Source organism: Streptomyces sp. NBC_01474 (genome assembly GCF_035918215.1).
Lineage (GTDB): Bacteria > Actinomycetota > Actinomycetes > Streptomycetales > Streptomycetaceae > Streptomyces > Streptomyces aureus.
Map to the genome: position 1 here is coordinate 8,538,631 of NZ_CP109449.1, position 8,970 is coordinate 8,547,600.

The following is an 8,970-nucleotide window of genomic DNA, read 5'->3' on the forward strand; positions in this document are numbered from 1 at the left end:
GCTGTTCCGGGCGGGGCTCCGTCGGATCCGCGCAAGCAGCCATGCAGCACGAACAGTTGACACGTCGACGCTACGCGCGGCCACTGACAACGGCAGCGGTCGGAACCGCCCCGCCCGGGCCGCCGTCGCACCTGTGGGTCGGCGTGCAGTCACGGACCGTGTCCGTCCTGCGGGCCCGGTCTAAGCTGGAGGACATGGCCTACGAGATTCCGGTGACGCAAGCCCGCGCTGAGCTCGCCGATCTGATCAACCGCGTCGTGTACGGCGGGGAGCGCGTCGTCGTGACCCGGCACGGCAAGCCGCTCGTCGCGCTGGTCTCCGCGGCCGATCTCGAGCGCCTGGAGGCCCTGGGGGAGCCGGAGGACGAGCAAGTGATCAGCTCCGTCTCCGGCATCGGCTCGACCTCGTCCACCGGCGGCGACCGCCACCGCTTCGGCATCGCCGCGGAGCACCGGGGGCCGGAGGTCAGGTAGGTCGGGAGGTTCGGAGGTCGGTCAGGACGGGAGGCCGGTCAGGTCGGTGAGGTCCGGCAAATCCGGCTGACCTGATGACCTGGTAGGTCGGATGCGTATGCCAGGCCTCAAGCGGGGCCTGGATCAAGCGACTTGGACTCCTTGGCCCCTTCGTCGGCGCCGCCCCGCTTCTTGCGCAGCCCGCCGAGCAGTACTTATACGAGCCCGAGCCCCGCACGGGCCGCCGACGTGACAGCGGGCGTCAAGGCCCGCGCCCCGTCGAAGTACGAGCCCGAGCGCAGCGGCGTTCCGCCCGCGCCCGGCGGCGTGAACTGGCCGATACGGCCGACCGGTTCGGGCGGCGGCAGTATCCTCACCGCCGATGGCCCCCCGCACCTGCGTGCCCTTCGGGATTTCGGCGGCCATGGCGGCTTCGGCGGTCACGGCCGGCTGGAGCCGCGCGGCGGCGCTGTTCGAGGAGGGCATGTCGAAAATTTGCGGAACAGCCTGCAGGCCCTCATGCGTATGGGTGAGCCCAGCTGACAGTCATGGGCGGGTCAAGGGGTGGTTAACCTCGTTGAAACTCCCCGCAATTAGCCTGCACCGCAGGTCACCAGGGGCTTTTGTAGCCGGGGTGCACAAGATCATGTGCATTTCTTGCGTGTTACATCTATACCCGTCGCGGTGGCCGCGGCAGCCGGGCCCCGCACGGTCCGGAGTGAAGGACTGTGAGGTGGGAGCCGTGCAACTGACCCCGCACGAGCAGGAGAGACTGCTCATTCATGTGGCCGCCGATGTGGCCGATAAGCGCCGGGCCCGGGGTCTGAAGCTCAACCATCCCGAGGCGATCGCTCTGGTCACGTCGCACATTCTCGAAGGCGCGCGTGACGGCCGGACCGTAGCCGAACTCATGTCGTCCGGTCGCAAGGTGCTCACGCGCGACGACGTCATGGAGGGCATCCCCGAGATGATCCACGATGTGCAGGTCGAGGCGACCTTTCCCGACGGCACCAAGCTCGTCACCGTCCATGACCCGATCGTCTGACGGGGGGAGCGCTTCCATGATCCCCGGAGAGATCCTGTTCGCGGACGAGCCCGTCGTGTTCAATGAGGGCCGCGAGGTCACCCGTCTGACCGTGCTCAACGCCGCCGACCGGCCCGTGCAGGTCGGCTCCCACTACCACTTCGCCGAGGCCAATCCCGGTCTGGAGTTCGACCGTGCCGCAGCGCACGGTCTGCGACTCAACGTCGCCGCAGGGACCGCCGTGCGCTTCGAGCCCGGAATCCCTGTCGACATCGAACTCGTGCCCCTGGCCGGCCGGCGCATCGTTCCCGGCCTGCGGGGCGAGACCGGAGGTGCCCTCGATGGCTGAACTCTCCCGCGCCGCCTACGCCGACCTGTTCGGCCCCACCACAGGCGACCGCATCCGCCTCGCGGACACCGACCTGCTGATCGAGATCGAGGAGGACCGCTCCGGCGGCCCCGGACTCTCCGGTGACGAGTCGGTGTTCGGTGGCGGCAAGGTGATCCGCGAGTCCATGGGCCAGTCACGCGCTACGCGCGCAGACGGCGCCCCCGACACCGTCATCACCGGCGCCGTGATCATCGACCACTGGGGCATCGTCAAGGCCGACATCGGTATACGGGACGGCCGGATCACCGCGATCGGCAAGTCCGGCAACCCGGACACGATGGACGGCGTCCACCCCGACCTCGTCATCGGCCCCGAGACCGAGATCATCGCGGGCAACGGCAAGATTGTCACCGCGGGCGCCATCGACACCCACATCCACTTCATCTCGCCGACCATCGTCGACGAGGCGCTCTCCTCCGGTGTCACCACGCTCATCGGCGGCGGTACCGGCCCGGCCGAGGGCTCCAAGGCGACCACGATCACACCTGGTTCGTGGCATCTTGCCCGCATGTTCGAGGCGATGGAGTCGAGCCCCGTCAACATCGGCTTCCTCGGCAAGGGCAACACCACGTCCGCCGAGTCGATGTACGCCCAACTGCGCGCGGGCGCCGTCAGTTTCAAGATCCACGAGGACTGGGGCGCGACCCCTGCCGTCATCGACGCCTGCCTGAACGTCTGTGAGGACACCGGCGCGCAGCTCGCCGTCCACACGGACACCCTGAACGAGGCGGGCTTCGTCGACGCCACCTTCGACGCCGTGGCCGGCCGTACCCTGCACGCCTTCCACGTCGAGGGCGCGGGCGGCGGACACGCGCCCGACATGATCACGGCCGTCTCGCTGCCCAACATGCTGCCGAGCTCGACCAACCCGACCCGGCCGCACACCGTCAACACCGTCGAGGAACACCTCGACATGCTGATGGTCTGTCACCACCTCAACCCGGCCGTCCCCGAGGACCTGGCCTTCGCCGAGTCCCGGATCCGGCCCACCACCATCGCGGCCGAGGACATCCTTCACGACATCGGCGCCATCTCGATCATGTCCTCGGACTCCCAGGCGATGGGCCGCATCGGCGAGGTCGTCCTGCGGACCTGGCAGACCGCGCACGTCATGAAGCGCCGCCGCGGCCAACTCCCTGGCGACACCCGCGCCGACAACCGGCGCGCCCGTCGCTATGTCGCCAAATACACGATCAACGCGGCCGTCGCACAGGGCATCGACCACGAGATCGGCTCCGTCGAGACCGGCAAGCTCGCTGACCTCGTGCTCTGGGACCCCCAGTTCTTCGGCGTCAAGCCGCAGCTCGTCATCAAGGGCGGCCAGATCGCGTACGCTCAAATGGGCGACGCCAACGCGTCCATCCCCACGCCGCAGCCCGTCCTGCCCCGCCCCATGTTCGGTGCCCGCGGCAGGGCCCCCGCCTCGAACTCGTTCTTCTACGTGACGCAGACCGCCCTCGACGACGGTCTGCCCGAACGCCTCGGTCTCGACAGGAAGTTCGTGCCGATCCGCTCGACGCGGGGACGCACGAAGGCGGACATGCGGGAGAACGACGCGCTGCCGCGGGTCGAGGTCGCCCCCGACAGCTTCGCCGTCACCATCGACGGCGAACTCGTCGAGCCCGCGCCCGCCGCCGAACTGCCGCTCGCCCAGCGGTATTTCCTGTTCTGACGGGCCGAGAAGAAGAGTCATGACACGAGCCGCACTACTCGTCCTGGCCGACGGCCGCTTCCCTGCCGGTGGGCATGCCCACTCCGGCGGGGCGGAGGCCGCCGTCAAGGCGGGACGCATCACCGGCGCGGCGAGCCTGGAGGAATTCTGCCGGGGCCGTCTGCACACCACGGGGCTGGTGTCGGCGTCCCTGGCGGCCGCCGCCGCGCTCGGCCTCGACCCGGTCACCCTGGACGAGGCCGCTGACGCCCGTACGCCTTCGCCCGCCCTGCGCACCGCGGCGCGCAGGCTCGGCAGACAGCTCATGCGCGCCGCGCGCGCGGCCTGGCCGCATCCCGAACTCGACGCGCTCGCCCGGCGGTTCCCCAAGGGGGCGCACCAGCCGGTGGTCCTCGGCCTCACCGCGCGGGCCGCGGGCCTCGGCCCCGTCGACGCCGCCTACTGCTCCGCGTACGAGAGCGTCAGCGGGCCCGCCACCGCGACGGTCAGGCTGCTCAGCCTCGATCCGTTCGACGCGACGGCAGGGCTCGCGCGCCTCGCGGACGACATCGACCGCGTCGCGACGGCGGCCGCCGAGGCGGCGGCACGCGCCGTCACCGAAGGGGTGGATTCACTGCCCGCGGCGTCCGCGCCGCTGCTGGAGGTGGGGGCCGAGGCCCACGCGGCCTGGGCTGTGCGCCTGTTCGCGTCGTAGGGCGCGACCTGGCGCCCCAGGGCGCCCCGTCCTCCACACAGAACGATTGGAGTAACACCATGCACCTCGACCACTCGCACGACGGCCCCGCCGCGGCCAGCGCCGACGCCCGCCGTCCCGACGGCACCCGCCGCGCCTTCCGTATCGGCCTCGGCGGCCCGGTCGGCTCCGGGAAGACGGCCACCGTCGCCGCGCTCTGCCGTGCGCTGCGCGACGAGCTGTCCCTCGCCGTCGTGACGAACGACATCTACACGCGTGAGGACGCCGAGTTCCTGCTCCGCGAGGCCGTGCTGCCGCCCGAGCGCATCACCGCCGTGGAGACCGGCGCCTGCCCGCACACCGCCATCCGCGACGACATCTCCGCCAACCTGGAGGCCGTGGAGGACCTGGAGGACGAGGTCGGGCCGCTCGACCTGATCCTCGTCGAGTCCGGCGGCGACAACCTCACCGCCACGTTCTCTCGCGGCCTCGTCGACGCGCAGGTCTTCGTCATCGACGTCGCCGGCGGCGACGACATCCCGCGCAAGGGCGGCCCCGGAGTCACCACCGCCGACCTGCTCGTCGTCAACAAGACGGACCTCGCCCCGTACGTCGGCTCCGACCTCGCCCGGATGTCCGCCGACGCCAAGGCGCAGCGCGCCGAACTCCCCGTCGTCCTCCAGTCCCTGCGCTCCGCCGACGGTGTGCGCGAGGTCGCCGACTGGGTGCGCGGACAGCTCACCGCGTGGGCGGCATGACAGCAGGCGTACGCTCCACGGCCCGCATCACGGCGAGCGACGACGGCCGGGGCGGCACCTGTCTGCCCGTCCTCGACGCAGAGGGCGCCCTGGCCCTGCGCCGCATTCGCTCGACCGGTCCCGACGCGCGCGTCATGCTCGTCGGTGCGATGAGCGGGCCACTCGGCGGCGACCACATGAGTGTCGAGGCGCATGCGACGGCCGGTGCCCGCCTGCGCATCGGGTCCGTCGCCGCGACGATCGCCCTGCCCGGCCAGGCCAAGGGCGAGGCGCGCTACGACGTTCGTCTCACGGTCGACGACGGGGCCGAACTGCACTGGCTGCCCGAGCAGTTGATCTCCGCGTGCGCGAGCGACCTGCGCGTCACCACGCGGGCCGAACTCGCCCCGGGTGCCCGGCTCGTGCTGCGTGAGGAGCAGGTGCTCGGGCGCACAGCTGAGGAGCCCGGCCGGCTCACCAGCCGGCTCACCGTCCACCGGGAGGGGCGGCCGCTGCTCGATCAGGAGCTGGCCTGCGGTCCCGGCGCACCCGGCGGCTGGGACGGCCCCGCCGTGCTCGGGGGGCACCGGGCGCTCGGGCAACTCGTGGTCGTGAAGCCCGAGTTCGAGAAGGACAGACCGCCTCCCGCGCTGCTCGGCGAGAACGCCGCGCTGACGCCGCTCGCCGGGCCCGCGGTCCTGGTCACGGCCCTCGCGTCCGACGCGCTGCGGCTGCGCGGAACACTCGACGACGCCCTGCGTCGCCTGGCCTGAGCGACGGCTCAAGTGGGCCCGGCCGGTCCGAACCAAACGACCGTACGGGCCCATTCCGCTCACCGGGACGAGTTATACCGTTTATCGGATTGGTAAAGAACGTCAACTGTCTCTGTTGTCAGGGACGGTGCAGGCGCGAGGATCCCCGTACTGATCGAGAACCCGATCGAAGTATCGATCGAATCGATGTACGGAGGCCTCAGTTGAGACGGACTCGACTTACCAGTCGAAGCAGCCGGACGGCGGTGATCGGCTCCGCCGGAACCCTGGTGGCGGCGACCCTGATTGCCGGAGCGATGGCGGCGCCGGTGGCGAGCGCGGACTCCCGGACCGGCCAGGACCGTGAGGCCCGCGGTGCGGCCGTCGCGGCGGCCCGTGCCGCCAAGGCCGGCATCGACTGGAAGGACTGCCCCGCCGACTGGGGCATAGCCAAGCCCATCCAGTGCGGCTGGGTGACGGTGCCGCTCGACTACGCGAAGCCGTACGGCAAGCAGATCAAGCTGGCCGTCGACCGCATAGGCTCCACCGGCACCAAGGACGAGCGCCAGGGTGCCCTCGTCTACAACCCGGGCGGCCCCGGCGGCTCCGGCATGCGCTTCCCGGCGCGCGTGACCTCCAAGAACCCGCTGTGGACGAAGACTTCGAAGGCGTACGACTTCGTGGGCTTCGACCCGCGCGGCGTCGGTCACTCCGCGCCGATCTCCTGCATCGACCCGCAGGAGTTCGTGAAGGCCCCCAAGGCCGACCCGGTCCCCGACTCCGAGGCCGACAAGCTCGCCCAGCGCAAGCTCGCCAAGGAGTACGCGGACGGCTGCGCCGAGCGGAGCGGCGACATGCTGCCGCAGATGACCACGCCGAACACCGCGCGCGACCTCGACGTCATCCGCGCCGCCCTCGGCGAGAAGAAGCTCAACTACCTGGGCGTCTCCTACGGCACGTACCTGGGCGCCGTCTACGGCACGCTCTTCCCGGGCCACGTCCGCCGCATGATCGTCGACAGCGTCGTCGACCCGTCGCGCGACAACATCTGGTACGAGGCCAACCTCGGCCAGGACGTCGCCTTCCAGGGCCGCTGGAACGACTGGACGTCGTGGGTGGCGAAGAACGACGCCTCCTTCCACCTCGGTGACACGCAGGCCAAGGTCGAGGCCCAGTGGCTGAAGCTGCGCGCCGCCGCCAAGAAGAACCCCATCGGCGGCGTCGTCGGCCCCGCCGAGCTGATCGGCTTCTTCCAGAGCGCCCCGTACTACGACTCGTCGTGGGTGCCGGTCGCGCAGGTGTGGAGCAAGTACGTCGCCGGGGACACCCAGGCGCTCGTCGACGCCGCGGCCCCCGACATGTCGGACACCGCGGGCAACGCCTCGTCGGAGAACGGCAACGCGGTCTACACGGCCGTCGAGTGCGCCGACGCCAAGTGGCCCACCAGCTGGAACAAGTGGGACCGCGACAACACGCGTCTGAACAAGGACTATCCGTTCATGACGTGGGCGAACGCGTGGATGAACCTGCCGTGTGCCACCTGGCCCACCAAGCAGCAGACTCCCGTGAACGTGAAGACCGGCAAGGGCCTGCCCGCCGTCCTGATCGTCCAGTCGACGCGTGACGCGGCCACCCCCTACAAGGGCGCCGTCGAGCTGCACCAGCGCTTCAAGGGCTCGCGCCTGATCACCGAGAAGGACGCGGGCTCCCACGGTGTCACCGGCCTGACCAACCCGTGCATCAACGACCGGGTCGACACCTACCTGCTCACCGGCAAGACGGACAGCAAGGACGTGACGTGCGCCCCGCACGCCACGCCCAAGCCGTAACCACCGTCCCGCGGTGAACCTGTGACGGCCCGGCCTCCCCCAGAGGCCGGGCCGTCCTCGTGCCGTCGCCGGGCGCCCGAACCGCCCCGGGCTCAGCTCAGAGGCATCCGCGGGAACTTCCGTGCCTTCTCCTTGGCCGCTTCGGCCTCGGCCTTGACGTCGGCCGCGTACTTGTCGACGTACTCCTGGCCGGACTGGCCGAGGATCGCGTAGATGATCTCGTCCGTGACCGCGCGGAGGATCGCCTTCTCGCCGTCCATGCCCGCGTAGCGCGAGAAGTCCAGGGGCTCGCCGAAGCGGATCGTCACACGGTGGAGGTTCGGGATGACCTGGCCGGGCGGCTGTGCCTCGAAGGTGCCGATCATCGCGCAGGGGATCACCGGGACCTGCCCCTTGAGGGCCATCGCGGCCACGCCGACCTTGCCCTTGTAGAGCCGCCCGTCGTGCGAGCGCGTGCCCTCCGGGTAGATCCCGAGCAGCTCGCCCTTGCTCAGCACGCCGAGGCCCTCGCGGATCGCCGCCCGGCCCGCCTCCTTGCCGGAGCGGTCCACGGGGATCTGGCCGGCGCTGCGGAAGAACGCGGCCGTCAGCCGGCCCTTGATGCCGGGCCCCGTGAAGTACTCCGCCTTCGCCAGGAACGTGATGCGCCGCTTCAGGATGGCCGGCATCAGGAAGTGGTCCGAGAACGACAGGTGATTGCCCGCGACGATCGCCGCGCCCGACTCCGGCACGTGTTCGAGCCCCTCGATCCGGGGCCGGAAGACCAGCCGCAGCAGTGGGCCCAGAATCACGTACTTGAGCAGTCGGTAGAACATGCTGGTCGCCTTCCCCGTGGATCCAGATGCGTGCGCACAGTAACCAATCGGCGGCCCGCGCGCGAGAGCCCGTTCGGACCTCGCCGGACCTCCGGCCGGGGGACCGAACGGCGCGTCCGCTTGGCGGCCGCACGGCGCAGGGAGTGCCCTGGCCTCCCTTCGTCCCGCACCCTCACCGGAGGTCCCGCATGCGTCCGCCCGTTCTCGTCGCCGCAGCCCTCACGGCCCTCGCCGCGGCCGTCACCGCTGCCGGCCCCGCCCGCGCCACCGCCACCGACCCGCCCGCGGCCCAGGGGGTCTTCCTCACCGTCTCCGGGGACCAGGGCTCGTGGATGCGCGGTGAGCTCCTGCGCTGCGAGCCGGAGGCGTGGGGTCACCACCCGCACGCGTCCGAGGCGTGCGGCGCACTCGACAGGGCGCACGGGAATCTGGACGCGCTCGTCGCGGACCCGGAGCTGTGCACCCAGGTCTACGCCCCGGTCACCGTGAGTGCGAGGGGCACGTACCGCGGCAAGCAGATCACCTGGCAGAAGACGTTCGCCAACGCGTGCACGATGGAAGCGTCGACCGGATCCGTCTTCCGCTTCTGACGCCCGGGACCCGCTCTCGCGCGGCACCGCGCCAG

11 protein-coding genes are annotated in these 8,970 nt (G+C 70.8%); 9 read left to right on the top strand and 2 right to left on the bottom strand.

Annotated features, from left to right (window positions below):
• The first annotated feature begins 194 nt into the window (after window positions 1-194).
• Window positions 195-473, top strand: coding sequence for a type II toxin-antitoxin system Phd/YefM family antitoxin (locus OG758_RS39030; protein WP_326714179.1), 279 nt, complete (start codon window positions 195-197; stop codon window positions 471-473).
• 194 nt (window positions 474-667) lie between these two features.
• On the opposite strand, the gene OG758_RS39035 is transcribed toward OG758_RS39030, so the two are convergent.
• Window positions 668-829: a hypothetical protein gene (locus OG758_RS39035; RefSeq protein WP_326714180.1), complete on the bottom strand. Its 162-nt coding sequence runs from the start codon at window positions 827-829 to the stop codon at window positions 668-670.
• A 365-nt stretch (window positions 830-1,194) separates the two neighbouring features.
• Between OG758_RS39035 and OG758_RS39040 the strand changes: the two genes are divergently transcribed.
• The 7 genes from OG758_RS39040 (at window position 1,195) to OG758_RS39070 (ending at window position 7,530) form a co-directional block, all read left to right on the top strand.
• Complete coding sequence (locus OG758_RS39040) at window positions 1,195-1,497, top strand: urease subunit gamma (protein WP_326714181.1); 303 nt, start codon at window positions 1,195-1,197, stop codon at window positions 1,495-1,497.
• 16 nt (window positions 1,498-1,513) lie between these two features.
• Window positions 1,514-1,825 (top strand): urease subunit beta, encoded by a 312-nt coding sequence (locus OG758_RS39045; protein WP_326714182.1) that lies wholly within the window; start codon window positions 1,514-1,516, stop codon window positions 1,823-1,825.
• On the top strand, window positions 1,818-3,539 hold the full coding sequence (locus OG758_RS39050) for an urease subunit alpha (RefSeq protein WP_326714183.1): 1,722 nt from the start codon (window positions 1,818-1,820) through the stop codon (window positions 3,537-3,539). The genes OG758_RS39045 and OG758_RS39050 overlap by 8 nt, the downstream gene beginning before the upstream one ends.
• A gap of 19 nt (window positions 3,540-3,558) precedes the next feature.
• Window positions 3,559-4,233, top strand: a complete 675-nt coding sequence (locus OG758_RS39055) for an urease accessory protein UreF (protein ID WP_326714184.1) — start codon at window positions 3,559-3,561, stop codon at window positions 4,231-4,233.
• 59 nt (window positions 4,234-4,292) lie between these two features.
• The gene (gene ureG, locus OG758_RS39060; RefSeq protein ID WP_326714185.1) at window positions 4,293-4,970 is read left to right on the top strand and encodes an urease accessory protein UreG; all 678 of its coding nucleotides are present in this window, start codon (window positions 4,293-4,295) and stop codon (window positions 4,968-4,970) included.
• Window positions 4,967-5,722, top strand: a complete 756-nt coding sequence (locus tag OG758_RS39065) for an urease accessory protein UreD (RefSeq protein ID WP_326714186.1) — start codon at window positions 4,967-4,969, stop codon at window positions 5,720-5,722. Before ureG ends, OG758_RS39065 begins: the two co-directional genes overlap by 4 nt.
• Before the next feature lie 296 nt (window positions 5,723-6,018).
• Complete coding sequence (locus tag OG758_RS39070; protein WP_326716179.1) at window positions 6,019-7,530, top strand: alpha/beta hydrolase; 1,512 nt, start codon at window positions 6,019-6,021, stop codon at window positions 7,528-7,530.
• Between the two features lie 92 nt (window positions 7,531-7,622).
• Here OG758_RS39070 and OG758_RS39075 read toward each other — a convergent pair whose 3' ends face one another.
• Complete coding sequence (locus OG758_RS39075; RefSeq protein WP_326714187.1) at window positions 7,623-8,345, bottom strand: lysophospholipid acyltransferase family protein; 723 nt, start codon at window positions 8,343-8,345, stop codon at window positions 7,623-7,625.
• A 188-nt stretch (window positions 8,346-8,533) separates the two neighbouring features.
• On the opposite strand from OG758_RS39075, the gene OG758_RS39080 reads away from it, so the two are divergent.
• The gene (locus OG758_RS39080) at window positions 8,534-8,935 is read left to right on the top strand and encodes an SSI family serine proteinase inhibitor (protein WP_326714188.1); all 402 of its coding nucleotides are present in this window, start codon (window positions 8,534-8,536) and stop codon (window positions 8,933-8,935) included.
• Window positions 8,936-8,970 lie beyond the last annotated feature (35 nt).

Coding starts and splice junctions, on each gene's coding strand:
- OG758_RS39030 (WP_326714179.1), top strand. CDS start 195: ATGGCCTACGAGATTCCGGTGACGCAAGCCCGCGCTGAGCTCGCCGAT.
- OG758_RS39045 (WP_326714182.1), top strand. CDS start 1,514: ATGATCCCCGGAGAGATCCTGTTCGCGGACGAGCCCGTCGTGTTCAAT.
- OG758_RS39050 (WP_326714183.1), top strand. CDS start 1,818: ATGGCTGAACTCTCCCGCGCCGCCTACGCCGACCTGTTCGGCCCCACC.
- OG758_RS39055 (WP_326714184.1), top strand. CDS start 3,559: ATGACACGAGCCGCACTACTCGTCCTGGCCGACGGCCGCTTCCCTGCC.
- ureG (WP_326714185.1), top strand. CDS start 4,293: ATGCACCTCGACCACTCGCACGACGGCCCCGCCGCGGCCAGCGCCGAC.
- OG758_RS39065 (WP_326714186.1), top strand. CDS start 4,967: ATGACAGCAGGCGTACGCTCCACGGCCCGCATCACGGCGAGCGACGAC.
- OG758_RS39070 (WP_326716179.1), top strand. CDS start 6,019: ATGGCGGCGCCGGTGGCGAGCGCGGACTCCCGGACCGGCCAGGACCGT.
- OG758_RS39075 (WP_326714187.1), bottom strand. CDS start 8,345: ATGTTCTACCGACTGCTCAAGTACGTGATTCTGGGCCCACTGCTGCGG.
- OG758_RS39080 (WP_326714188.1), top strand. CDS start 8,534: ATGCGTCCGCCCGTTCTCGTCGCCGCAGCCCTCACGGCCCTCGCCGCG.